21 protein-coding genes are annotated in these 23,691 nt (G+C 71.1%); 6 read left to right on the top strand and 15 right to left on the bottom strand.

What is annotated here, in order from left to right:
- Nucleotides 1-45: 45 nt before the first annotated feature.
- Nucleotides 46-1,347 (bottom strand): ATP-grasp domain-containing protein, encoded by a 1,302-nt coding sequence (locus IG84_RS0114110; protein ID WP_031055894.1) that lies wholly within the window; start codon nt 1,345-1,347, stop codon nt 46-48.
- A 211-nt stretch (nt 1,348-1,558) separates the two neighbouring features.
- On the opposite strand from IG84_RS0114110, the gene IG84_RS0114105 reads away from it, so the two are divergent.
- The gene (locus IG84_RS0114105; protein ID WP_031055892.1) at nt 1,559-2,551 is read left to right on the top strand and encodes an aldo/keto reductase family protein; all 993 of its coding nucleotides are present in this window, start codon (nt 1,559-1,561) and stop codon (nt 2,549-2,551) included.
- Between the two features lie 140 nt (nt 2,552-2,691).
- On the top strand, nt 2,692-4,635 hold the full coding sequence (gene shc / locus IG84_RS0114100) for a squalene--hopene cyclase (protein WP_031055888.1): 1,944 nt from the start codon (nt 2,692-2,694) through the stop codon (nt 4,633-4,635).
- Here the strand turns inward: shc and IG84_RS0114095 are convergent.
- From IG84_RS0114095 to IG84_RS0114055, 9 genes are all read right to left on the bottom strand, one after another.
- Nucleotides 4,580-5,425, bottom strand: coding sequence for an integral membrane protein (locus tag IG84_RS0114095; protein WP_031055885.1), 846 nt, complete (start codon nt 5,423-5,425; stop codon nt 4,580-4,582). The genes shc and IG84_RS0114095 overlap by 56 nt on opposite strands.
- On the bottom strand, nt 5,422-6,057 hold the full coding sequence (locus tag IG84_RS0114090) for an ABC transporter ATP-binding protein (RefSeq protein ID WP_078648818.1): 636 nt from the start codon (nt 6,055-6,057) through the stop codon (nt 5,422-5,424). The genes IG84_RS0114095 and IG84_RS0114090 overlap by 4 nt, the downstream gene beginning before the upstream one ends.
- Nucleotides 6,058-6,072: 15 nt before the next feature.
- Entirely contained in the window at nt 6,073-6,972 is a 900-nt protein-coding gene (gene stsC, locus IG84_RS0114085) for a somaliensene A/B synthase (protein ID WP_031055880.1), read from the bottom strand.
- A gap of 58 nt (nt 6,973-7,030) precedes the next feature.
- Nucleotides 7,031-8,098, bottom strand: coding sequence for a polyprenyl synthetase family protein (locus tag IG84_RS0114080; protein ID WP_031055878.1), 1,068 nt, complete (start codon nt 8,096-8,098; stop codon nt 7,031-7,033).
- Between the two features lie 294 nt (nt 8,099-8,392).
- Nucleotides 8,393-8,971, bottom strand: a complete 579-nt coding sequence (gene hxlB / locus IG84_RS0114075; protein ID WP_051861703.1) for a 6-phospho-3-hexuloisomerase — start codon at nt 8,969-8,971, stop codon at nt 8,393-8,395.
- A gap of 31 nt (nt 8,972-9,002) precedes the next feature.
- Entirely contained in the window at nt 9,003-9,629 is a 627-nt protein-coding gene (locus IG84_RS0114070; protein ID WP_031055871.1) for an orotidine 5'-phosphate decarboxylase / HUMPS family protein, read from the bottom strand.
- A gap of 40 nt (nt 9,630-9,669) precedes the next feature.
- A complete protein-coding gene (locus tag IG84_RS0114065; RefSeq protein WP_031055868.1) occupies nt 9,670-10,644 on the bottom strand; it encodes a sugar kinase in 975 nt (324 codons plus the stop codon).
- Nucleotides 10,641-11,423, bottom strand: a complete 783-nt coding sequence (locus IG84_RS0114060) for a fumarylacetoacetate hydrolase family protein (protein WP_031055865.1) — start codon at nt 11,421-11,423, stop codon at nt 10,641-10,643. The genes IG84_RS0114065 and IG84_RS0114060 overlap by 4 nt, the downstream gene beginning before the upstream one ends.
- Before the next feature lie 7 nt (nt 11,424-11,430).
- Nucleotides 11,431-12,753, bottom strand: a complete 1,323-nt coding sequence (locus tag IG84_RS0114055) for an MFS transporter (RefSeq protein WP_051861702.1) — start codon at nt 12,751-12,753, stop codon at nt 11,431-11,433.
- A gap of 180 nt (nt 12,754-12,933) precedes the next feature.
- Between IG84_RS0114055 and IG84_RS0114050 the strand changes: the two genes are divergently transcribed.
- Complete coding sequence (locus tag IG84_RS0114050) at nt 12,934-13,707, top strand: IclR family transcriptional regulator (protein WP_031055861.1); 774 nt, start codon at nt 12,934-12,936, stop codon at nt 13,705-13,707.
- A 36-nt stretch (nt 13,708-13,743) separates the two neighbouring features.
- On the opposite strand, the gene IG84_RS0114045 is transcribed toward IG84_RS0114050, so the two are convergent.
- The 3 genes from IG84_RS0114045 to IG84_RS0114035 all read right to left on the bottom strand — a co-directional run bounded on the left by IG84_RS0114045 (nt 13,744) and on the right by IG84_RS0114035 (nt 16,353).
- Nucleotides 13,744-14,241 (bottom strand): lasso peptide biosynthesis protein, encoded by a 498-nt coding sequence (locus tag IG84_RS0114045; RefSeq protein ID WP_157848877.1) that lies wholly within the window; start codon nt 14,239-14,241, stop codon nt 13,744-13,746.
- A 44-nt stretch (nt 14,242-14,285) separates the two neighbouring features.
- Nucleotides 14,286-14,561 (bottom strand): PqqD family protein, encoded by a 276-nt coding sequence (locus IG84_RS41160; protein ID WP_031055854.1) that lies wholly within the window; start codon nt 14,559-14,561, stop codon nt 14,286-14,288.
- 76 nt (nt 14,562-14,637) lie between these two features.
- Nucleotides 14,638-16,353, bottom strand: a complete 1,716-nt coding sequence (locus IG84_RS0114035) for an asparagine synthase-related protein (protein WP_031055851.1) — start codon at nt 16,351-16,353, stop codon at nt 14,638-14,640.
- A gap of 372 nt (nt 16,354-16,725) precedes the next feature.
- On the opposite strand from IG84_RS0114035, the gene IG84_RS0114030 reads away from it, so the two are divergent.
- Nucleotides 16,726-17,727, top strand: a complete 1,002-nt coding sequence (locus IG84_RS0114030; RefSeq protein WP_051861701.1) for an ABC transporter ATP-binding protein — start codon at nt 16,726-16,728, stop codon at nt 17,725-17,727.
- Nucleotides 17,724-18,593 (top strand): ABC transporter permease, encoded by an 870-nt coding sequence (locus IG84_RS0114025; RefSeq protein WP_078648816.1) that lies wholly within the window; start codon nt 17,724-17,726, stop codon nt 18,591-18,593. Before IG84_RS0114030 ends, IG84_RS0114025 begins: the two co-directional genes overlap by 4 nt.
- A gap of 99 nt (nt 18,594-18,692) precedes the next feature.
- Here the strand turns inward: IG84_RS0114025 and IG84_RS0114020 are convergent, their stop codons facing one another.
- Nucleotides 18,693-20,942, bottom strand: a complete 2,250-nt coding sequence (locus tag IG84_RS0114020; protein ID WP_031055842.1) for a family 2 encapsulin nanocompartment cargo protein terpene cyclase — start codon at nt 20,940-20,942, stop codon at nt 18,693-18,695.
- A 38-nt stretch (nt 20,943-20,980) separates the two neighbouring features.
- Nucleotides 20,981-22,393 (bottom strand): family 2B encapsulin nanocompartment shell protein, encoded by a 1,413-nt coding sequence (locus IG84_RS0114015; RefSeq protein WP_063761794.1) that lies wholly within the window; start codon nt 22,391-22,393, stop codon nt 20,981-20,983.
- A 219-nt stretch (nt 22,394-22,612) separates the two neighbouring features.
- On the opposite strand from IG84_RS0114015, the gene IG84_RS0114010 reads away from it, so the two are divergent.
- A complete protein-coding gene (locus tag IG84_RS0114010; protein ID WP_031055836.1) occupies nt 22,613-23,677 on the top strand; it encodes an LmeA family phospholipid-binding protein in 1,065 nt (354 codons plus the stop codon).
- Nucleotides 23,678-23,691: the final 14 nt, after the last annotated feature.

The following is a 23,691-nucleotide window of genomic DNA, read 5'->3' as shown; positions in this document are numbered from 1 at the left end:
TTTCCTGGGTGCCGGGGTTCGCCCGCCTCGCCGGCGGGCCGGCGGTCAGCGTCCGGTGCCGTCCGGCGGCGGGGTGCCCTCGAAGTGGTGGTTCAGGGCCGCCACGCAGCGGTCGTACTTCTCCGTCATCTCCTCCACGCTGTCGGCGCCGGTGAAGATGTGGGCCAGTTCGCAGCTGTAGCTGTCCTGCTGCGGGCTGTCGGAGAGACGCTTGCCCGGTTCCGGCACCATGTCGATGCGGACGCCGGGGATCTCCTGCTCCATGCGCTCGATGTCCGCGTCGGAGGGCACGTCCTTCACCACCGCGTCGGTGAACCAGCGGTAGTACCACTTGGCGCCCATGCGGTAGGGGCCCGTGCCGTACGTCAGCCGCGGGTCCTTGTCGAGGGCCAGGGCGACCATGATGTGGTGGTTCGGCACGCCTTCGACGTAGTGGAAGATCTGCGCGTGCGACTGCGAGTGCCGGGGATTGATCTCCAGCAGATTGATCGCGTCGGTGTGCGGGTCGTAGAAGAATTCAATGCTGAAGGTCGCCGACTCCATGCCGATCTGCCGCATCACCCGCTCGCTGGCGATGCGCAGCCGTTGCACGACGTCCGGCGGCAGGGTAGAGGGGTACTGGTGGCGCAGGAAGCTGGAGCTGTCGGGGTAATTGATGGAGTCCAGCGTGCCGTAGACGGTGACCTCACCGTTGAGGACGTAGCCCTCCACGGCCACCTGTATTCCGGCGATCGCCTCTTCCGCGAGGCATACCTGGCCGCCGACTCCGGCCATTTCCGGGGGCAGCTCCATCTGCTCCATGATGTATTCGAAGGGGCGCCCGACCCGGCTGATGCCCTCGCGGATCTTCGCCACGGCCTCCTGGAACTCCTTCTCGTCCTTCACTCCGTAGGCGAGTTCCGAGGAATAGGACAGAGCAGGCTTGAGCCACATCGGGAAGCGCACACCCTCGGGCGGCTCTGGGTGCTCGGCGGAGAGATCGACCATCCCGAACCGCGGGTGTTCATCGATGACCTTCTGCTGTTCCAGCCGGCTCCAGTATTTGTGCTCGCACTTGACGATGGACTCCAGGCTGGTGGTACGCGTTCCGTACCGCTCGCCCAGAATCGGCACGAGAGTGCTCGCGGGAAAGTCCCAGTAGGTCACGATGGCGTCGATGCTGCCTTCGAAGGCGTCCAGAATGCCGTACGCCTTTTCCAGGAGCTGCGGCACGGACACCTCTCCGACCTGCAGCTCCTCGGGGGTGAGCAGGCCGTGAAAGGCGTATTCCCCGGCGTCGGGAAGAGCCTCCAGCTCGGTCAGGTTTCCCTCGTCCAGACCGACGACAAAGATATTCTTCCTACTCAAGGGACCTCCTTCGTATTGGCGGCGGGGGCCCGGTTACCCGTCCTTCTACCGTGCGACGGCCGCCCGAGTCATCACAGACACGCGTGAAGACCGGCGCGCCACGCGCCTGCCCCGGGATCGATCAGCCGAGTACCCACGTCACCGGAGTCATGCAGCCACGGGGCAGGATGGTGCCGAAGGGGCAGAAGTCCTACTGAGGAGAGCTGACACCGTGGAATACCGCCGACTGGGCCGCAGTGGCCTGACCATCAGCGAGATCGCGTACGGCAACTGGCTCACACACGGCTCGCAGGTCGAGCAGGACGCGGCCACCGCCTGTATCCGTGCCGCGCTGGACGCGGGCATCACCACCTTCGACACCGCCGACGTCTACGCCGAGACCCGCGCCGAGTCCGTGCTCGGCGCCGCGCTCCAGGGCGAGCGGCGCGAGGGGCTGGAGATCTTCACCAAGGTCTACTTCCCGACCGGCACGGGCCGGAACGACCGGGGCCTGGGCCGCAAGCACATCATGGAGTCGATCGAGGGATCGCTGCGCCGGCTGCGGACCGACTACGTCGACCTGTACCAGGCCCACCGCTACGACCACAGCACCCCGCTGGAGGAGACCATGGAGGCGTTCGCCGACGTGGTCCGGTCCGGCAAGGCGCACTACATCGGCGTGTCCGAGTGGACCGCCGACCAGCTCCGCGCGGGCCACGCCCTCGCCCGCGAGCTGCACGTCCCGCTGATCTCCAACCAGCCGCAGTACTCCGCGCTGTGGCGGGTCATCGAGGCCGAGGTGGTGCCCGCCAGTGAGGAGCTGGGCATCGGCCAGATCGTCTGGTCGCCGATCGCCCAGGGCGTGCTGACCGGCAAGTACCTTCCGGGCGCGCCGCTGCCGGCCGGGACGCGCGCCACGGACGAGAAGGGCGGCGCCACCTTCGTCGCGCGCTGGCTGCGGGACGAGGTACTGGAGCGCGTCCAGCAGCTCAAGCCGCTCGCCGAGCAGGCCGGGCTCTCGCTCGCCCAGCTCGCGGTGGCCTGGGTCCTGCAGAACCCCAACGTCTCCGCCGCCATCATCGGCGCCTCGCGGCCCGAGCAGGTCACGGAGAACGTCAAGGCGGCAGGGGTGACGCTGGAGCCGGAGGTGCTCAAGGCCGTCGAGGCGATCCTGGAGCCGGTCGCCACCCGGGACCCGCGGCTGACGGCGGGCTACGAAAGCTGACGGCGGCCGTGCCTGCGCTGACCCCACCGCGTGGCCTTCCGTGAGACGGATACGTGCCTGCCCGCGCGTCCCAATGTGCCGACTTATCCCTTACGTATAGTTTCGCGGCATATTCGGTTCCCGTGACGTGCAGGAGTGCCATGACGACCACAGCCGACGACTCGTCACGGGCGGAAGCCGCCGCCGAGCAGACCGAGGAGGCCGCTCGGCGAGCGGTGCGGCGGGCCACGGACCATCTGCTGGAGCGGCAGCACGCCGAGGGGTACTGGCGCGGCGTCATGGGGTCCGACCCGATGTTCGATGCCCAGGACCTGCTGATGCGGCAGTTCCTGGGCATCATGGACGAGCGCGTGACCGCGGCGACCGGCCGCTGGCTCCGCTCGCAGCAGCGTGCGGACGGGTCGTGGGCCGCCGTCCACGGCAATCCGGGCAGCATCACGGCCACCGTCCAGGCGTACGTGGCGCTCCGGCTGGCCGGGGACGGCCCGGACGAGCCGCACATGCTGCGCTCGGCGGCGTGGGCGCGGGAGCACGGCGGGGTGGCGGCCAGTAAGTTGCCGGCCCGCGTCTGGCTCGCCCTGTTCGGCTGGTGGAGCTGGGACGACCTGCCCGAGATGCCGCCGGAGATGATCGCGCTGCCGCGCTGGGCACCGCTGAACATCTACTCCTTCAACTCCTTCATGCGCTTGGCACTGGTGCCGCTCCTCGTGATCGGCGCGCACCGTCCCGTGAAACCTGCGCCCTTCCGCATCGACGAGCTCTTCACCGGCCGCGGCGCACCCCCGCGTCCGGCACGCAAGGCTCCGATCGGCAGTTGGGAGGGGTTCTTCCAGCGTCTGGACACTGTTCTGCGCGTCCACCGCAGGGTCGGCTCGCGCTGGGTCCGCCGGACCGCGGTGAACGCCTGCGTCCAGTGGCTCGTCGCACGCCAGGAGGCGGACGGCGGCTGGGGAGGCATCCGCACCTTCAGCACACTGGGCGTGATCGCCTTGTATCTGCACGGTTTCGCGCTGGACCACCCGGTGCTCAAGTCCGCCCTGGGCGCCTTGGACAGCTATGCCGACTGGCCCGAGGACGGCGTGCGGCGGACGGAGCTGTGCCAGTCCCCCGTCTGGGACACCTGCCTCTCCACCATCGCGCTCGTCGACGCCGGTCTGCCCGCCGACCACCCGGCACTCGTCGGGGCCGCCGACTGGATGCTCGCCCGGCAGACCACGCGTCGCGGTGACTGGGCCGTGCGACGGCCGCGTCTGGAGCCCGGCGGCTGGGCCTTCGAATTCCACAACGAGACCTCCCCCGACACCGACGACACCGCGGAAGTGGCGCTCGCGCTGCACCGTGTCGCCCACCCCGACCCGGCGCGCGTCGAGGCGGCGGTGGGCAGGGCGCTGCGCTGGAACCTCGGTATGCAGAGCGAGAACGGCGCATGGGGGGCCTTCGACGCCGACAACACCAGCTCCCTGCCCGACAAGGTCCCCTTCTTCGACGTCGGTTACTGCACCGACCCGCCCACCGCCGACGTGACCGCCCACGTCGTGGAGATGCTGGCCGCTCTCGGGCTGAAGGACGATCCGCGCACCCGACGCGGTGTCCGCTGGCTGCTCGACGAGCAGGAGGACAACGGTGCCTGGTTCGGCCGCTGGGGGGTGAACTACCTCTACGGCACCGGGTGCGTGGTCCCCGCCCTGATCACCGCCGGGGTCCCGCTCGGCCACCCCGCCGTCCGGCGTGCCGTCGCCTGGCTGGAGTCCGTACAGAACGCGGACGGCGGCTGGGGGGAGGAGTGGCGCTCCTACAGCGATCCGTCGTACGCCGGACGCGGCCCGTCCACGGCCTCACAGACCGCGTGGGCACTGCTCGCACTGCTCTCCGCGGGGGAACGCGAGGGCGCGGCGGTCGAAGCCGGGGTGCGTCGGCTGATCCGCACGCAGTCGGCCTCCGGCTCCTGGGACGAGCCGTACTGCACCGGCACCGCCATCCCCGATTTCAACGCGCTGCACTACGGCCTGTACGGGCACGTCTTTCCCCTCACCGCGCTGGGCCGCTACGTCCGGCGACAGAACAACGGAGCCGGGTCCCGCTAGCGGGGGCGGTTCCGGTGTCCGGGTCCGTGCCCGCCTCGCAGTGGGAGCGGGTGCGGGCGTGGAAGACGAGCAGGGCCAGCGAGCCGGCCCCGGCGGACCAGGCGAGCGAGAGGAGGCCCTGGGACCAGGGGGCGAGGGAGGTGAACGCCGCGGCCAGCGCCAGTTGGTTCGCGCCGTACAGGGGAAGTGCGGCGAGGCCGGGCAGGTCGGCCACGTTGAGGACGGGGTTCTGCAGGCCGGTGTCGACCAGGCTGAGCATGATGACGAGGAAGAAGCCCTCCAGCTCACCTCGTACCAACGAGCCCAGCAGGAGGCCGATACCGCCGTACGCGAGTCCGGCACCGAGAACGGCAAGGGCCAGCGGCCCCAACTGGCGTACGGGCAGGGCGAACCACAGCAGGGCCGTGGTGTACAGGGCCAGGAGTGCAGCGATGAGGGCGACGGCGGCGACCTTGGCCAGCAGCATGGGGACCCGGGGGTAGCCGGCCAGGAGGAGCCGGCGGTCCAGTTCCCCGGCCTTGAACGTCTCCATGAACATCACGAATCCGGTGACCAGGGTGACGGCCGCGAGGGCGTTGGCGACCTCGCTGACATGACTCGCCCGGGCGAGGGCGTCGGTGCCGGCGGCGTCCAAGGCGAAGCGCAGCGGCCGGTCCGGAGCGCACAGGCGCGCCACGGCGATCCACGCGGGGATGAACACGACCGCCAGGAGCAGGGCCAGACGGTTGCGCAGGTGGCCCAGCAGGGTGCAGCGCAGCATCTCGGCGAACGCCGCCCGGTGCAGACTCATCGGACGAGCTCCTCGATGTCGAGGCGGCCTTCGCGCAGACGGCCGACCGCGTCGAAATGGTGCAGGTCGTGCAGCAGGTGCGAGACCACGACGATCGACCGGCCCTCGTCGCGCAGCCGGGCGGCCAGGGACCAGAAACGCTGATGGGTGTCCCAGTCGAAGCCCTGGTAGGGCTCGTCCAGTACCAGGAGCTGCGGGTCGTGCATCAGGGCGAGCAGCAGGTTGAGCTTCTGCCGCGTCCCTCCGCTCAGTTCGCCGGTGCGCTGTCGCCGGCAGTCGGTGAGCCCCAGGAGGTCCATCAGTTCGTGGGCCCGGTCCAGCGTCGGCAGCCGGTGCGCCACCTGGAACAGCCGCAGGTGCTGTCCGACGGTGAAGGAGTCGTTCAGCACGGCGTGTTGCGGGCAGTACCCCACCGCCCCGGCCCGTACCACCGTGCCGCGGTCGGGTGTCAGCTGCCCCACGGCGATCCGGAGCAGTGTGCTCTTGCCCGCGCCGTTCTCACCGACGACTCCGGTCAGCGTCCCTGCCCGTACGTCGAGGTCGGCGCCGCGCAGCACCTGCCTGCGGCCGTACGCCTTCCACACCCCGCCGATCCGCAACCGTGACGGCCGTTGCGTGTCCTCTGCCCGCACGACGGGCCTCCTTGGTCAGCGAAGTGTGTAGATGGAGGCGGCGAGAGCGAAGGTGTACCACTGTTCCACCAGGCGGTAGGTCCGCTGGTCGTTCTCCGGTCCGCGCAGCAAGGCGACCCGGGCGGCCAGCAACAGACTCCAGCCCCCCAGGAGGACGTCCGTGGCGACGGTCCACCAGTGTGTTCCGGCGGGGGCCATCAGGAAGTGGTGAATGGCCGCCGGTCCGACGGCGAAGCCGACGCACAGGAGGATCCGGGTACGCCGCTCCCCGAGGACGATCGGCATGGTGGAGCGGTGGACCGCGCGGTCGCCGGCCATGTCGCGGAGGTCCTGCACGGAGATCAGGAGGGACGCGGTGATCGCCAGCGTCGCGATCCAGCGCCAGGCGTACGGCGTGAGACCGGTGGCGATCTCCCACGCGGCGGGCAGTTGGGCGACGATCCCGATGCCCACGTAGAGGTTCCGCCCGAGCCAGTGACGGCTCCACCCGTAGCCGTTGTGGAGCAGGGACAGGAGCTGCCACAACAGGGCCCATTCCAGGACGCCCAGGCAGTAGCCGTAGAGGGGGAAGAGAATCCTGACGGCGGCCAGGCGCAGCCGGGCGCCCCGGACGCTGCTTTGTCCGGTGACGAGCGGGCGTGCGGGCTTGTTGACGCGGTCCTCTTCGACGCCGACGATCTGGTTGGCCAGGCTGTGCTCGTAGACGAACAGCCAGAAGTACAGCGCTCCGGCGGCGACGACGGCTACGGCCTCTCCCGGGGCGAGCCGTGCGTGGCTGGCGGCCGCCATGACGAAGCAGGTGGCGGGGAACACGGTGGCCCAGCGGTCGACACGGATGAACAGCCAACTCACCCGGACTTCCCGCCAGATGGTGTGTGCCACCGTCGCGGGCGCGCTCGTCGTCAACGTGGTCATTGCTCGGCTCCGTACTCCGTGCTCGGGCAGGCGGTGTGGGTGTGCGTGTCCGCGGGACTCATGCCGTGCGGTGTACGGTCGCCTCGGCGACGGTCTCCAGCGTGCGGACCGCGGCGGGCGGGAAGGGCGCGGCGGCCAGGGCGTCCAGGGCCTGCCGGTACCTCTCCTCGATCATCCGCTCGACCGCGGCCCGGGCGCCGGTGCTCATGAGGATGTCCCGGACCTCCGCGGCTTCCGGCTCCCCCAGGTGCGGGTCGCCGATCAGTGCGCGCAGCCGGCGGGCCTGGGCGGGAACGGCGGCACGCAGGGCATGGGCGATGAGGCTGGTGCACTTGCCCTCGCGGAGGTCGTCCAGGTGCGACTTGCCCATCCGGTCCGGGTCGCCGAACACTCCGAGCACGTCGTCCCGGAGTTGGAACGCCTCCCCCAGGGGCACGCCGAAGGCGCTGCACGCGTCCATGACCTGCTGCCCGGCACCGGCGAGGGCGGCGCCTACCTGCAAGGGGCGTTCGACGGTGTACTTGGCCGTCTTGTAGCGGACGACGGTGAGCGTCGTCTCGACGCTCACGTCGAGGTCGCCGGTGGTGAGCAGGTCCAGGTGCTGACCGGCGATCAGCTCGCTCCGCGCGAGGTCGACACAGCGCAGTACGGCTGCCCGGTGGGTGTCGGGCATGGGCGTGGTGTGCAGCAGTTCGTCGGACCAGACGAGGGCGAGGTCACCCACGAGGATGGCCCCGCTGAGGCCGAACCGCTCGGCCATCGACGGCAGTTGGTGGTTGTCGGCCAGGACCCGGTGCACCGTGGGGCGTCCGCGGCGGCTGTCGGCCGCGTCCATGATGTCGTCGTGGACGAGAGCGCAGGCATGCGCCAGTTCGATGGAGGCGGCCACCCTGACGGCGTTCGCGGGGTCACCCGGCCCCCCTGCCGCGTGCCATCCGGTCACGCACAGCAGTGGGCGCACCCGCTTCCCTCCGTCGAGGAAGTCACGCAGCAGGAGAGCGAGCGCCGACTGGCCCGGCATGGCGGCGGTGTGCGCCTTCTCCGTCAGGAACTCCCGGAGGAGATCGTCGATGGCCGCGCGGGGGGCGACGAAGTCGGCCTCGGCCGTCAGCGTTTCCGTGCTCATGCGAGGAGCGTGGCCGGTGTGTGCCGGACGGGCTCATTGTCCATGTATCCGATCCCTCGGTAGGCGCGTGCGCGCAGGTCCGCAGCGCAGGCGCGAGCGCGGTGAATGTGAAGCGAAACTACGCATATTCACCTGGCATGTCCAGCTTCGCCCGTTTGGCGCGTTTTGCTGTCGGGATCGTGCCGAGAAATACCGCATCGGACCCGCGCGGCCCGCGAAGAGGCGGCGGTGACCGTAGCGGAAGCGGCCGGGGTCACGCTCGCGCCGACCGCGGCCGCCATCACCGGTGGTCACTCACTCCGTGTTGGCATGTGCCGTGCGGGCCCGTTCGTTGTCGACCTCCAGGAGGTTCGCGAGGCGGAGCGCCACGACGTCCAGGGTGACATGGGTGGCCTGGTCGAAGAGGCTGGACAGCGGCTGGACGCTGGGGGCTTCGCCGGGCCGCCGGTACTTCGTCGCGGCGGGCAGCAGCAGGACGGCTGCGGCCAGGGTGCCGAGCGGGGAGTCCGGCGCGGTGGTCACGGCGTGCACCTCGGCGCCGGCCTTGACGGCCGCTTCGGCCACCCGCACGGTGCCGGCCGTGGTCCCCGATCCGGAGACCGCGACGACGGTGTCGCCGGCGGCGACGGCCGGGGTGGTGGTCTCGCCGACGACGTGCACGGGCAGGCCCAGGTGCATCAGCCGCATGGCGAACGCCTTGGCCATGAACCCGGAGCGGCCCTCGCCGGCGACGAAGATGCGCCGGGCGCGCAGGAGGACGGTGGCCAGCGCGTCGAGGGACGTGGCGTCGACGGCGGCGAGGACGCCGCGGAGCTCTGCCTGGACGGTGTCCAGGAGGCTTGCTGCGGTGGAGAGTTCGTCGTGTGCGGGCATGAGGTGGTTCCTTCCGTGAGGTGTACGGGTGTCAGCGGCCCGCGGCCGCGGCGAGGGCACGGGCCGCCGCTTCGGGGTCGGCGGCCGCCGTCACCGCTGAGCCGACGATGACGCGGATGTCGTCGGGGCCGGCGAAGGCCGGCAAGTCGGCGGCGGTCAGGCCGCCCGCGACGGCGACCCGTCGGCCCTGCCGCCAGGGCCCGAGCAGGTCGGCGGGGTTCCCGCCGGTCCGCTGGGCGTCCTTGCCGACGTGCGCGGCCAGGACGACGTCGGCCGGGAGCCGGGCGGCGAGGGCGGTCCGCCGCTCCTCGGTGGTCTGCATCAGGTCGACCACGGTCTCGGCGCCGCGCTCGGCGGCGACGCGTACGGCGGCGTCCAGGGTCGCGTCGGCGGCAGCACCGAGGACGGTCGCGGAGGCGGCGCCCGCGTCGTACGCGAGCGTGAACTCGAAGACCGCGTCGTCGGCGGTCTTCAGGTCGGCCAGTACGGGGACCTTCCCCGCGGCCGCGGCCACCTCGGTCACGGCGCGCATCCCGAAGTGCTTGATCAGCGAGGTGCCGACCTCGATCCAGTCGGCGTGCGGCGCGACGGCCTCGGTGAGCCGGACCGCCCGTTCCAGGGGCATCCGGTCCAGGGCGATCTGCAGGTGTACGGCCATGGGGCCAACTCCTCGTAGTTCTCGGTCTGTTCGGGGTGGTTCAGGCGGCCGCGTGCGTGCGGAGGAAGCTCTCCAGCCGGGCGCGGGTCGGCAGGCCGTCCCGGTCGCCGTGGCTGGTGGTGGCGAGGGCGCCCACGGCGGCGGCCCGGGCGAGGGCCTGCCGCGGGCCGAGCCCGTCCAGGTGGGCACTGATCAGCCCGGCCGCGAAGCCGTCGCCCGCACCCACGGTGTCCACGGCCCGTACGGGAAGGACGGGCTGTGTCCACGCCCCGCCGGTGCGGTCGTACAGCGTGGCGCCGCGTGCCCCGTCCTTCAGGACGACGCGGCGCACGCCACGCGCCAGGTACCAGCCGGCCACGTCGGCCGGGTCCTGCGCCCCCGTGAGCAGCCGGCCCTCGCCCAGCCCCGGCAGTACCCAGTCGGCGCGGGCCGCCAGGTCGTTGACGGTCCGCACCATCTCGTCGCGGTCGGGCCAGAGCGCGGGGCGCAGGTTCGGGTCGAAGGAGATGCTGAGCCCGGCGTCGCGGGCCGCGGCCATGGCGCGGTGGGTGAAGGCGCGCGCGGTGGATGAGAGGGCGGCGGGGATGCCGGTCACGTGGAGGTGGCGGGCGCCGCGTATGTAGGCGTCGGCGGCTTCCGAGGGCGCGAGGCGGCTGCCGGCGGAGTGCTTGCGGAAGTACACGACCTCCGGGTCGCCCTCGGCGACGCGGCTCTTGAGCTGGAAGCCGGTGCGGGCGTCAGGGTCCACGGTCACCTGGGCGGTGTCCACGCCTTCGGCGCGCAGGGCGGCGAGGGCGTGGGCGCCGAGCGGGTCGTCGCCGACGCGTCCCACCCAGCCAGCGGTGTGGCCGAGGCGGACCAGTCCGGTGGCGACGTTGATCTCGGCGCCGGCCAGGGAGCGGGTGTAGTGGGTGACGTCGGCCAGCGGTCCGTCGTCGGCGGCGACGAGCATGCCCATGACCTCGCCGAAGGTCACCACGTCGAGGCGGGGCGGCGGAAGGGGGGTCGGGGTCAACGGGGGCCTCCGGCGTGGACAGGGGTGGTCAGGGTGCCGATGCCGGCGACGGTGGCGTCGGCGCGGCCGCCGGGCCGGACCGGACCGTACTCACCGGGGGCGCCGGTGAGGATCACATCGCCGGGGCCGAGCGGCAGAAAGCCACCGAGACAGCAGAGGATCTCGGCCACGCCGCGGGCGAGTTCGCGGGTCGAGGCGGGGCGCAGCGGTACGCCGTCGAGGGCGAGTGCCACTTCGGTGTCGTCGGGTGCGGGGAGCCCGGTCTCGATCCAGGGGCCGAGCGGGGTGAAGCCCGGGTGGCCCTTGGCCGAGGTCCACAGTGGGTCGTTGCGTTGCAGGTCGCGTGCGGTGAGGTCGTTGGCGACGGTCCAGCCGAAGACGGTGCGCAGGACGGTGTCGGGGGTGTGTCCGGCGGGCGAGGCGGCGAGGACGACGGCGAGTTCGGCCTCGGCGTCGACGCGGCCGATACCGTCCGGGAGGTACACCGGCTCGTCCGGGCCGATGACGGAGCGGGCGGGCTTGAGGAATGCCTGGGGCGGCAGTTCGCGGTCGGCCGGTCCGGTGTTGTGGGCCATGCCGACGACCGTGCGCGGCTGGACGGGGGCGAGCAGCCGGACCTCGGCGAGGGGCAGGCGGGGGCCGAGGCGGACGGGCGCCCGGCCGGCGGCGCCGTGGGCCGCTCCCCCGGCCCCGAAGGGGTCGGCGATGACCTCGGCGGTGTCTCCGTCGAGTACGGCGTGTGCGGTGCCGCCGGCGTGGGCGATTCGGGCGATGCGCATGCTGCTGTCAGGCGTCCTTCGTGAGGGGTGCCGGCCGCGGCACCGGGGCGGCGTGGGCCCGGGGCGCCCTTACCGCGAACATCAGCGCGGCGGCGAGTACGAGGCAGCCGGCCATGGTGAGGAACGAAGTGGCGGTGGAGCCGGTCACGTCGTTCAGCGTGCCGATCAGGTAGCTGCCGGCGAAGCCGCCGAGCGCGCCGAAGGAGTTGATGAGGCCGACGGCGGCGGCGCTCAGTTTCTGCGGGAGGAGTTCGGGGATGGTGGCGAAGTAGGGGCCGTACGGCGCGTACATACCGGCCGCGGCGACGCACAGCAGCGGGTACGACAGCCAGAACGCGTCGCCGAGCAGATAGGAGCCGTAGAAGCCGGCGGCGCCGAGCAGCAGCCAGGGCCAGACGTACCGGCTGCGGGCGCCGGCGCGGTCGGAGGCGCGGCTGTTCCAGAGCATCGCGGCGCAGGCGAAGAGGTACGGCAGCGCCGAGATCAGTCCGGTGAGTCCGATGCCCTCGTCGCTGCCGGCGCGGACGATGGAGGGCAGCCAGAAGACGAAGCCGTAGACGCCGAGGCTCCACAGGAAGTACTGGAGGGAAAGCAGGACGACGTTGCGGGAGCGGAGCGCGGCGAGGTAGCTGCCGCCGGCCGGCAGCCGCCCCTGTTCGGCGGCGAGGGCACCTTCCAGCGCGGTGCGCTCCTCGGGCGTGAGCCACTTGGCGTCCCGCGGGTGGTCGTCGATGCACTTGTGGAAGACGAACGCCCAGGCCAGGGCCGGTACGCCCTGGGCGATGAACATGCCGTGCCAGCCGACCCATTCGACGAGGTAGCCGGAGACGACGGTGAGCCAGAGGACGGTGGCGGGGTTGCCGAGGATGAGCCAGGTGTTGGCGCGGCCGCGCTCGCGGGCGGTGAACCAGTGGGTGATGTGGATGACCATCGCGGGCAGGACGGCGGCTTCGGAGACGCCGAGCAGGAAGCGCACCACCATCAGCACGCGTACGTCGGGGATCAGTCCCTGCGCGGTGGCGAGCAGGCCCCACAGCAGCAGGCACCACACGATGAGCTTCTTGACGCTCCGTCGCTCGGCGTAGACGGCGCCGGGGATCTGGAAGGCGAAGTAGCCGAGGAAGAAGAGCGAGCCGAGCAGCGCCGAGACGGAGCCGGTGATGTGCAGGTCGTCGGCCATGCCGCCGGCGGCGGCCACGGAGAAGTTGGAGCGTTCGAGGTAGGCGAAGCTGTAGGTCACGAAGACCACGGGCATCAGCCGGGTCCAGCGCCGGCGGCTGAGGGCGGCGACGGCGGGCGCCGGGGCGGCGGCCGGGTGCGGGGTCGACATCCAGGTGGCCTTTCTCCCGAGACGGAAAGGGCAGCGGGGCAGGGCTAGTTGCCACGATGTGGCAAGCACTGCCGCTAACTGAAAAGAGAATGACGGCCGCGTTTCCGCCTGTCAACGGATTGTTTCCGACTGGGAGAAAGCCTTGCCGCCATGCGAGAAGCCGTATGGGAAACTGACCGTATGTCCACCAGCACCCCGGCCTCCGACATGGTCGGCAAGGCCCTGCACGTCCTCACCCTGCTCGGCGAGCGCCCGGCCGGCGTCACCCTCTCCGAGCTGGCCCGCGCCTCCGGCTTCCCGACCAGCACGTGCTACCGGCTCCTGAAGTCCCTGACCCGGGACAGCTTCGTGGAGTTCGACGCCCGCACCAAGCACTACACACTGGGGCTACGGGTGTATCAGCTCGGTCAGCGCGTCTCGCACGCGCACGGCTTCGCGGGCGTCGCGCTGCCGGTGATGCGCAGGCTCGCCGAGACCTGCCGGGAAGCCGTCCTGATGTCGGTACTGGACGGCGACAAGCAGCTCTACATCCACCACGTCGAGGGCCCGCAGCAGGTGAGCGTGCGCGGCGAGCCCGGCAAGCACGGCCCGGTGCACTGCACCTCGATGGGCAAGGTACTGATCGCCTTCGCACCCGCCGAGGTACGCGAAGCGCTCATCGAAGGCGTCGAACTGACCAAGCTGGGCCCCCAATCGATCACCGACCGCGCGGCGTTCCGCTCCGAGATCGAGAAGGTACGGGCCGAAGGCCACGCCGTCGCCGACGAGGAACACGAGCCGGGCATCCGGGCGCTGGGCGTCCCCATCCTCGCCCCGGACGGCGTCGCCCACGCCGCCCTCTCGGTCGCCGCCCCCGCCTTCCGCATGCCGGCACCGGACCTGCTGTCCCTGCGCCCCGCCCTGACGAACGCGGCCCAGGAACTCGCGGTGCTGCTGCCACCCCGCCCGTTCTGAGAGGGGACGAGCCGGCGAACACCTTCCGCACTGGAGTCAGTGGAGTGCGGTGCACCCGACCCGCTGGAGTACCGTGTGGCCGCTTTGCACGACCGGGACGTCGTTGAGGACCTCGCCGTACAGTTCGGTCCAGGAGTGGAAGGCGAACCGGGCGCCGATCGACGACCGTTGCCGGGCGATGACGGTCTCGGCCGGCAGCCCGATCGTCGACAGGTGTACGGCCAGGGCGAACGACCTGGCCAGACAGAGCGCGTTGGGGTCGGCCAGCCGGATCACGAGCTGGCAGCGGGGCAGTTCGCGGCGGGCGATGCGGATGGCTGTCGCCTCCGGCAGGCCGCGGTGGGCGCCCGTGGACGGCCGCAGGTCGCGCAGCCTGGCCTGCGCCGCTCCCCAGCCGTGCCGGCCCAGGACCCGCAGCGCCCGTGCCGTGTGCACGGCGGCGGCCAGCCGCGCCGAAGGGGACGTACGGGGCACGGGCCCGACCGCATCATCGCCCCACAGCAGGAAGGCCCAGTCCGCGGTCGGTCGGTGCACGGCCGATCGGTGCGCGGTCCCCCGGCCCGGCATCGCCCCGTCCGTCACGGCATCACGCCGCTCGGCTCGATGAGGCGGCTCTCGGCAAGCTGGGCGGCGAGCGAGGTGATGCCCTCGCGCAGTTCGCCTTCGTTGGCGTCGATGCGTTCCGCGAGGTCGCCGACGACTTCGTCGTACGTCTCGCAACGCAGTGCCGCCTCCAGGAAGAGGGTCGCGGTGGGATTCAGCTCGAAGTAGACGCCTTCGGCTGTGTCCAGGAGGACTCCCGTACCGTCGGCGGGGTCGAAGACGGTCTGTTCGGCGAGGCGGATCAGAGGCATCGGGGGTCTCCTGTCGCAGGGGCTGGGCCCACGGCGTTCACCTGGTGGGCGGGGACCGGCGGCCCGTGTCGGGCGTTCACGCGCCGGGAACCGGGGCGGACTTGTGCGCCAGGTCGCGCAGGAACAGCTCAACCATGGCCGTACACAGCAGGTTCTCGGCATTGCGCCGCAGTGCGCGCGGATCGGCGAGGACGGCGGCAAGGCCGCGCGGATCGACGACGCCCAAGGCGGCCAGCCGGGCACCGGGCCCGCCGAGCACGTCCGCGACGGCTTCCGGGTGGCGCAGGCACCACGTCTCGTCCGGTGAGCCGAGCCAGTCCCGCCCATAGTGGCGCCACACGCGGGAGGGGATGCCACGGCGGGCGGCGGCGAGACGCAACACGGGCTTGTCGATGGTGCGCCCCGCGTACGGGATGACTCGATAGGCGTTGGGCAGCCGGGCCGCCAGCCGGCGCAGCCCCCGGCCGCCCCAGGGCTTGGCACAGTGGAGGCCGTGCGGCCGCCAGACCGTGAGGTTCAGGGTGTGTTCCTGCGCTGCCGAATCCGGCTCGTAGCGCTCGGGGCAGGCGCCGGGGACGGGGACGAGGAAGTCGCTCGCGCGCTCGGTCTCGGCGCTCGCTTCCGGGTCCTCGTAGAGCGAGTAGCCGGGGCGAAGGCTGCGGACGATGCGGCTCAGCTCCCAGCGGGAACTGCACAGTCCGTTGGCCATGGCCCACCGTTCGCGCCACGGTACGTCCGCGACGGCGATGTCGTACAGCCCGTAGCGCAGCGGGCCGAAGACGACGTCCCCGTCCAGACCGGTGAGCAGTGTACGTACCCCGTCCTCGGCGATCCGGCGGGCCGTCAGGTCCAGGCGGCGGAACCAGACGTGGTTGAAGGGCAGCGGGAAGTCGTGTGCGACGGGGAAGTAGGACTCGTCCTCGCCGGGCGGGTCCACCATCACCAGCGGGACCGACAGCGCACGGCACACCTCGCGCGCCCGCGGTGACTCGTCGGCGAGCGGGTCGGCGCTGTGCATGTGGTAGGCGGTGACGTCGGCCCCTTGGTCGGCGAGCGCGGCGAGTACGGTGGCGGAGTCGACGCCCCCGGAGAGCAGGACGCCGATGCGGCCGCCGGACGCGTAGCGGCGGATCTCCTCCCTCAGCAGTTCGTGGGCCAGGTCGGCGTAGCGGCGGAGCGATGTGCGGCGCGGCAGCGGTAGCGCGGTGATCTCGTCGTAGGTCTCGGTGCGCGCGGTCCGGCCGTCCGCGACGGCAAGACGGCCGGGAGGCAGCAGACCCAGGCCGGGGTAGACAAAGACGTCCTCGCCACGGCAAGCGCGCCACAGCGTCTCGCGGTCGAACTCCGGTGGCCCGTCGAGGAGATCGCGCGGGTCGCCCGACCAGTGTGTCCAGCCGCCTGCTACGCGGAAGAAGAGCTGGTCGGCGCTGCATACCCCGCGGAAGAGGACGACGCGCCGGGGTGTCACGACGGCGCCGGCGAGTTCCGGGGGCAGGTGGTGGAGCGCAGCGTACCGGCCCCGCTCCACGTCCCGGACCAGACGGTCCACTTGTTCCGGCGGCAGTTCTCGCGGAGCCGGGCCGGCCAGGGCGAGGAAGGCGTCCGGGACCGGTTGTGGGATGCCGGAGGCGGGAACGGCTGTTCCTGCCGGGATCCACTGGCGCACGTGGCTGCCGGTCGGGCGGTGGCCGTGACGGGCGTCGAACGGTACGTACGCGTAGTCCACGGCGGTCGTACCGGCGGCGATCCGTCCGGAACAGCCGGGAAACTCCGTGAGGTACTGGTCGGCCATCACTCTCTCCGGGGTGTCGTACCGCAGTACGGGGCGGAGCCGCCTCGGCTCCGCCCCGTACTGGTATCGGTCAGGCCAGGTTGCCGTGGCCGAGCACGTCGGGGGTACCCCGCCGCAGTTGCCCGGTCAACTTCTCGACTCGTCCGATTCGGACGACTTTCGGAGGCGTGTAACGCAGGCGCATTGTCGTCACTTTCCTTCTGCTCTCGGGTCGCTGCCGCTGGGGCGGTATGCGACATATAGAGTGGTTTCCCCCTCTATTTCCCTAGCCTGCGGGGTGGAGCGTGCCACGTCAAAAGGAAGCGACCAGGTGAGCCCGGGAGCGGGGAACGGCCGGCCGTCGCACACCGCCCGTACGCCGGGAGCCCGGCGGTGACCGGCACCGGCCGCCACGCCGGCGACGTCGACGAATACGCGATCTATGCCCATGGCCTGACTAAGCGTTACCCCGGCGCCGAGGCGGTCCGCGGAGTCGATCTCCACGTACACCCCGGGGAAACGTTCGCCTTCCTCGGCCCCAACGGTGCCGGCAAGACCACCACCATCGCGATGCTCTGTGCCCTGGCCCGCCCCACCTCGGGGCACGCGCGCGTGGCCGGGGCCGACATCCGCAGCCAGCCGCAACAGGTGCGGCGCGGCGTCGGCCTGCTGTTCCAGCACAGCGCTGTCGACCCGGACCTCAGCGCCGAACGCAACCTCTACCTCCACGCTCGCCTCTACGGCCTCTCCCACTCCCGTGCCCGCGCCCGGGGCGCCACGCTTCTGGAACTGACCGGGCTCACCGCGCGCCGCCGGGACCGCGTACGCACCCTCTCCGGCGGGCTGCGCCGCCGCCTGGAAATCGCCCGCGCCCTGCTTCACGAGCCCGGCGTGCTCTTCCTCGACGAACCCACCGTCGGCCTCGACCCGCACGCCCGCGCCCAGGTCTGGGACCACCTGGCGCGCCTCCGCGCCGACCAGCGCACCACCGTGTTCGTCACCACCCACTACCTGGAAGAGGCCGAGCACTGCGACCGCATCGCCATCCTCGACCGCGGCCGGGTCGTCGCACACGGCACCCCGGCGGCCCTGAAGGCCGCCATCGGTGACGACCGGGTACGCGTGCGCACCGCTGACGACGCCGCGGCGGCGGCCGCTCTGCGGCAGGACCTCGCCCTGCGTCCTGCCGCAGGACCGGACGGCCTGACGGTCGCAGTGGAGGCGGGCGCACGGCAGATTCCCCGGCTGTGCGCCGCCCTGGCCACCCGTGGCGTCCCCGTGCACGCAATCACCCTCACGGAACCCACCTTGGACGATGTCTTCTTCCACCACACCGGCCGCAGCATCACCCACCCCGGGCCGCCGCCCGGTCACGGCGACGGGAGACAGCGGTGACATCCTCCGCGGAAGGTGCCGCGCCGCCGCGGCAGCCGGTCCCGGCGCCGCCCGCCACTCCCGGACCGCTCGTACGGGAACTGCGCGCCGTCCACGCCCTCGTCCTGCGTGACCTGCTGCGCATGCTCGCCCAGCCCACCCAGACCGCCCTGATGCTGATTCAGCCCCTGCTGTTCCTGCTGCTCCTCGGCGGGGGCCTGGCCGCCCTCGTGCCCGCGACGGCCGTGGGCGGCGACTACCGCGCCTACCTCTTCCCCGGCGTGCTGGTGATGACCGTCCAGACCCCCGCGGTGACGGTTGGCATGCGGCTGATCACCGACCGGGAGAGCGGCCACCTCCGCGAAACACTGATGGCGCCCGTACGCCGCTCCACCCTGCTGTATGGAAGCTGCCTGGGTGGCACCACGGAAGCCACCGTCCAAGGTGCGGTCCTGCTCGCCACCGCCGGAACCGTCGGACTGCCCTACCATCCCGTCTTGCTGCTCTCGCTGCTCGCCACCGTGGCGCTCGCCTCGTTCGTCCTCACCGCCCTGGCAGCGGCACTGGCCATCGGAATCCGCAGCGTGGAGTCCTTCCACGTCCTGCTCAGCCTGGCCCTGATGCCGCTGCTCTTCCTCTCCGGAGCGTTCTTCCCGCTGACCGCCCTCCCCGGCTGGCTCGCCCAACTGACAGCCGTCAACCCGCTGGCGTACGCCGTCGACGTACTGCGCCGCAGCATCGCGCAGCACGTCCCCGGCGCCCCGGCCGCCACCACAGTGCACTGGGGCGACTGGCAGGTCCCGGCCGCACTCGAAATCGTGGCCCTGGCGCTCCTGGGCGTGAGCGCGCTGCTGTGGGCCGCCCACCGCTTCGGCCGGCTGGAGTGAGAAGCGCCCGCACGGTCAGCCCCGTCGGCGCGCCCGTGTGTTCGCCCGGATTCCGTGGCGCCCTTTCCCCTCAGAGGTCCCAACGACCCGTGGGCCGCGTCAACGCCGCCCGGTGAGCAGCGGGATCCGCGCGGCCGAGGTTCCCAGGCCGGTGGGGAGGTCGATGCGGCGTTGCGGTTGGGTGGGAAGGTCGCGGCGCAGGTCCTCCTCCTTGTAGCGGTGACAGCGCTCGTGCCAGGTCAGGATGCCCGACAGCCAGTTCTCGAGTTCGCGCACATAGCCGTTCAGGATGCGACGGGCGTCCGGGCCCAGCTTGAAGTCCTCGTAGAGGACGGGGAGTTCGTGTTCCGCCACGTGCTGGAACTGCCGCATCCGCGAGGTCATCAGGTCGTGGATGATGCCGAGGGCGGTCGGGTAGTCGCAGTCGAAGAAGTTCTGGACGACCAGGATGCCGTTGTGCACCTCGCCCTCGTACTCGATCTCCTTCTGGTAGGAGAAGACGTCGTTGAGGAGGCAGGCATAGTCCGCGGCGGCGTTCTCCAGGGCACGCATGGGGCCGCTGCGGTAGATCTCGGGCGGGATCTGCTGTCCGTGGCCCAGCCGGCACAGGCTCATGGTGAGATCGGAGCCGAAGGTCATCCGGCGCATCTCGATGTAGTCGACGGGGTCGGGGATGCGGTTCTGCGCCTGGTTGGCCAGCTCCCACAGCCAGCTCGACGTCATGTCCTCGATGGCGGTGCGGAAGGTGCGGCGGGCCTGCGGATTCATCGGACCGGCCGTACGGGCCCAGAGGTCGGCCAGGCCGCGCTCCAACGCGTTGGCGGGCTCGGGCGGAGTGGAACCGTCCACCGGCATGAAGGCCGACAGCCGGGTGTTGGCCGCCTTCGCTCCCGCCAGGTCCCGCGTGCGGCCGAAGACGACGGGGAAATAGTCGTCCCCATACGTCCCCCAGGTCAGCCAGCCGGACGTCACATCGAGTTGGCCGGGTGAGGCATCGGGGTGGATGCCGGCCGCGCACAGGGGGAAGTCGAAGCCGGCGAGCTTGTCCTCGTTCCAGATGTGCGAGCCGGGGATGCCGGGCTGGGCTTCGAGCATGCCCATCCGGCGCCCCCACTCGACCACGTTCCGGCGCGCGCCGTCCAGGTGCGGGCTGAGCCGGGTGGTGAACGGCATGTGGAAGTCCGGCAGTTGCGAGGGACCCACTCGCCGGTGCGGGACGTGGGTGAAGCTCCGGAGCCGGCCGGCCTCGGCGCGGCGGGTGGTCGTCAGTCCGATCCGCGCCGCCGAGGTGCCCAGGCCGCTCGGGAGGAGCGAGAAGCCCCCGAGCGAGAAGGACGCGCCCGAACTCCCCCCATCCGCGCTCCCGTTCATGTAGCGGCTGGACCGCATGTGCCACTCGTGGCCGCCCGACTGCCAGTCCTGCAGCCCCTTGACGTACGCGAGGACGTCCGCGCACTGGTCCGGGCCCAGGCCGGTCTCGGCGAAAAGCGGGGAGAGTTCGGTGAAGACGGTGTTCTCGAACTGCTGGAGGCGGGAGGTGAGCAGGTCGTTGACGGCGTCGGCGGCCTCCTGCGTACTGCAGCCGAGGAAGGTCTCCAGCACCAGCACACCGTTGCTGTTCTCCCCCTCCTCCTCGACCTCGCGCTGGTACGAGAAGAGGTCGTTCCGCAGGTGCACGGCGTCGGAGAAGCTGTCCCGCAACACCTTCATCGGGCGTGAGGCGGCGATGGGCGCGGGCACCTCGGCCCCGATCGCGTACTCGATGAGACCCGCCGACCAAGGGGCGCCGCCGACCTTGCGGCGCATCTCGATGTACTCGACGGGATTGGCGATGCGGTGGGCGTTGATGTTGGAGAGCTCCCACAACGACTCGTTGAGGAGGTTCTCGGTGCTCTCCGCGAACCGGGCCCGCCAGTCCGCCGACATGCTCGGCACGGTGCGGGCCCACAGGTCGGCAAGGCCCGCTTCGACCGGGTTCGTCGGCTCGGGGACGACCGCTGCCGGGTCGGTCGGCATGAAGAGCGGCAGGCGGTCGAGGTACGCCTTGCCGCCCTCCCGGTCCTTCGAGTACTTGAAGACCTCGAGGAAGTGGTCGTCGAAGAAGAAGACCCACACATACCAGTCGGTGACCAGGGAAAGGGCCGGGCCGGACGCGTCGGGGTGGGTGTACGCGCACAGCAGGGCGTAGTCGTGCGCGTCGAGGTCGCGCTCCTCCCAGACACCCGAGCCTTCGAGCATGCCCATGTCGCGGGCCCACCGCTTCGAGTGCCGCCGCGCCTCCTCCAGATGAGGGTTCAGGCGCGCGGGATGCGGCATGTAGAAATCCGGCAGTTCAAAAGGCTGTGTCACGGGTGCCCGGCCCTTTCCTGAAACGAGGTGTGCGTCGGCTAGTTGTCGTAATGGCCGATTTCGACGTCTTCGAGGATGCCGAGCGCGTCCGGTACCAGTACCGCCGCGGAGTAGTAGGCGCTCACCAGGTAGGAGATGATGGCCTTGTCGTCGATGCCCATGAAACGGGCGTTGAGACTGGGCTCGATCTCGTCGGGGATGCCCGCCTGGTGAAGACCGACGACGCCCTGGTCCTCCTCACCCGTGCGCATCGCGAGGATGGAGCTGGTCCCGGCAGGGCTGACCGGGATCTTGTTGCAGGGCAGGATCGGGATGCCGCGCCAGGCAGGCACCTGGTGACCCTCCAGCTCCACGCCCTGCGGGTAGAGCCCGCGCTTGCTGCACTCCCGGCCGAAGGCCGCGATCGCCTTCGGGTGGGCCAGCAGGTACTGGGTCTTGCGGCGCCGCGAGATCAGCTCGTCGAGGTCGTCCGGGGTGGGCGGACCACTGTGCGTACGGATGCGCTGCTTGAAGTCGGCATTGTGCAGGAGCCCGAAGTCACGGCTGTTGACGAGCTCGTGCTCCTGCCGCTCGCGCAGCGCCTCGACGGTGAGCCGCAGCTGCTGCTCGACCTGGTTCATGGGCTCGTTGTAGAGGTCGGCGACGCGGCTGTGCACCCGGAGGACCGTCTGAGCAACACTCAGTTCGTATTCGCGGGGGCTGAGTTCGTAGTCGACGAAGGTACTGGGCAGTACCGGCTCCCCGGCATGGCCGGAAGCCAGGTCGATGGCCGCCTCGCCCCGCTTGTTCTGCGCCAGGTGGGAAGCGGACCGCACCTCCTCCAGATGCGTACGCAAGGCGTCCGCCCGGCCCTGGACCTCCTCGAACGCCTCCCGCGACAGGCTCAGAACGGTGCAGGCGGTGACCGCCCGCACCGTGAACTCCCACTCGCCGTCCGCGCCGGTCAGCAGGCCCTCGCCGACGTAGTCGCCGTCCGCGAGCACACCGAGCACCGTCGGGTCACCGTACTTACCGGTGCCCAGCTTGTTGCTCTTGCCGTGCGCGATGAGCACGACCTCGTCGGCCGGGCGACCGGCCTCCACGATCGTCTCCCCCGCGGTGACCTCTCGCTGCGTGAACCGCTCCGCCAGCGCGCCCAGCACCGCCTCGTCCTCGAAGGCCCGCAGCGGCGGCAGCTCACGCAGCTCGGTCGGGATGACCCGCACGTCCGCGCCGGTGGCGACGAATTCGACCCGGCCGTCACCGAGGGTGTGGGTGAGCCGGCGGTTCACCCGGTACGCACCGCCGGAAACCTGCACCCAAGGAAGCAGCCGCAGCAGCCACCGGGAGGAGATGCCCTGCATCTGCGGAACGGTCTTGGTCGTACTCGCCAGATTCCGCGCGGCCGCCGTGGACAGGCTGAGCTGCGGCTGCTGACCGTCTTGGTTGGCAGGAGTCGGGTCGAACGGCATAGAAGACATGAAGCGGCATCCATCGTTGAGAGCGGGTGCAGAGCGGGAGCAGAGCGACAGCAACCGCCTGGGAGCACTGTCGGGGTGAAGATCATTTACTACCCGCGGCCCACGGTAACAGGGCCTGTTGGGTCGTCAATAAGGGGTGGTGAACGGGCCATTGATGTGTGGGCCGGACGTGACTTGGCCGTAGCCGCCGTCGTGTGATCGCATGTGGTGGTGATCTCGAACGAACCTCCCGCCCACTCCACGGCACGCATTCCGGCGGCCCGCGCTCCCCGCGAGGGCGCGGACCGGGACGGCGAGGGCTCGGGCATGGACGACACGGTCCCCGGGCGTCGGCGTACCGGCCGGCGCACTGCCCGGCGGGCCGCGAAGACGGTCGTCGGCCTGGGTATCGCGCTCGCGTTCCTCGCCCTTGGCGACCGCTGGGCCGTGCTCTACGCCGAGAATCTGGCCGCGCAGAAGATGCAGGAAGCGCTGAAGCTGCAGGCCGAGCCCGAGGTGCACATCGACAGCTTCCCGTTCCTCGCGCAGCTCGCCACGGGCCGTCTCGACCACGTCGAGGTCAACGTCCCCGATGTGCCCGCCGGGCGGGTCTCCGTCGCGCAGGCGAAGGCAACGGTGGACGACCTGCGGATCGTCGGCAGTCTCCCGACCTCGGTCAAGGGCGCGGTCCTGAGCCGGGTGCACGGCGAGGTGTTCCTCGACTTCGACGACCTGGACCGCGAAGTCGGCGCGTCACAGGTCCACTTGACGCCCGGCCCTCAGAAGAACACCGTGCTGGCCAACGGCGAGCTGCCGGTGGCCGGCAAGCACGCCACGATCCGGGCGCGGGCACATCTGCAGCGCACCGGCGACCACGGCCTGGCCATGACCGTGGCGGACACCCGGCTGGTGGTGCCCGGCCTGCTCACGTACACCCCGGGCAAGGGTGGCGGCCTGCAGCTCACCACGCCCGCCGCCGACAAGGTGGACGAGCGCGGCCTCCAGCAGGCGACCGGGCAGCAGCGGCTCCGCCCGGACCAGTTGCTGCAGGGCAGGGCGCTGGACGCGCTCGTCGCGCATCCGTCGCTGCTGAAGCCCACCGGCATCGATCCATCGCTGATCCGGGGCCTGCAGAAGGTCCGGGAGCCGAAGGTCGCGCAGCGGATGCAGTTCTCGGCCCAACTGCCGGATGACCTGCCCGGTGACCTGCGGCTTCGCGACATCTCCGTGACGAAGGACGGCGTACGGGCGGAACTGACCGGCACGGACGTACCGCTGGGCAACAAGACGCCCTGACCGGACGGGGCGCT

The sequence above is a fragment of the Streptomyces ochraceiscleroticus genome (assembly GCF_000720485.1).
Classification (GTDB): domain Bacteria; phylum Actinomycetota; class Actinomycetes; order Streptomycetales; family Streptomycetaceae; genus Streptomyces; species Streptomyces ochraceiscleroticus.
Note: the sequence above shows the minus strand (reverse complement) of the source record. Positions and strands in the feature narration are given on the sequence as shown.

What these genes read in the sequence shown, in the direction of transcription:
- IG84_RS0114060 (WP_031055865.1), bottom strand. Translation starts at nt 11,423, where the DNA reads ATGCGCATCGCCCGAATCGCCCACGCCGGCGGCACCGCACACGCCGTA.
- shc (WP_031055888.1), top strand. Translation starts at nt 2,692, where the DNA reads ATGACGACCACAGCCGACGACTCGTCACGGGCGGAAGCCGCCGCCGAG.
- IG84_RS0114080 (WP_031055878.1), bottom strand. Translation starts at nt 8,098, where the DNA reads ATGAGCACGGAAACGCTGACGGCCGAGGCCGACTTCGTCGCCCCCCGC.
- IG84_RS0114035 (WP_031055851.1), bottom strand. Translation starts at nt 16,353, where the DNA reads ATGGCCGACCAGTACCTCACGGAGTTTCCCGGCTGTTCCGGACGGATC.
- IG84_RS0114095 (WP_031055885.1), bottom strand. Translation starts at nt 5,425, where the DNA reads ATGAGTCTGCACCGGGCGGCGTTCGCCGAGATGCTGCGCTGCACCCTG.
- IG84_RS0114015 (WP_063761794.1), bottom strand. Translation starts at nt 22,393, where the DNA reads ATGCCGTTCGACCCGACTCCTGCCAACCAAGACGGTCAGCAGCCGCAG.
- IG84_RS0114050 (WP_031055861.1), top strand. Translation starts at nt 12,934, where the DNA reads ATGTCCACCAGCACCCCGGCCTCCGACATGGTCGGCAAGGCCCTGCAC.
- IG84_RS0114055 (WP_051861702.1), bottom strand. Translation starts at nt 12,753, where the DNA reads ATGTCGACCCCGCACCCGGCCGCCGCCCCGGCGCCCGCCGTCGCCGCC.
- IG84_RS41160 (WP_031055854.1), bottom strand. Translation starts at nt 14,561, where the DNA reads ATGCCTCTGATCCGCCTCGCCGAACAGACCGTCTTCGACCCCGCCGAC.
- stsC (WP_031055880.1), bottom strand. Translation starts at nt 6,972, where the DNA reads ATGACCACGTTGACGACGAGCGCGCCCGCGACGGTGGCACACACCATC.
- IG84_RS0114070 (WP_031055871.1), bottom strand. Translation starts at nt 9,629, where the DNA reads ATGGCCGTACACCTGCAGATCGCCCTGGACCGGATGCCCCTGGAACGG.
- hxlB (WP_051861703.1), bottom strand. Translation starts at nt 8,971, where the DNA reads ATGCCCGCACACGACGAACTCTCCACCGCAGCAAGCCTCCTGGACACC.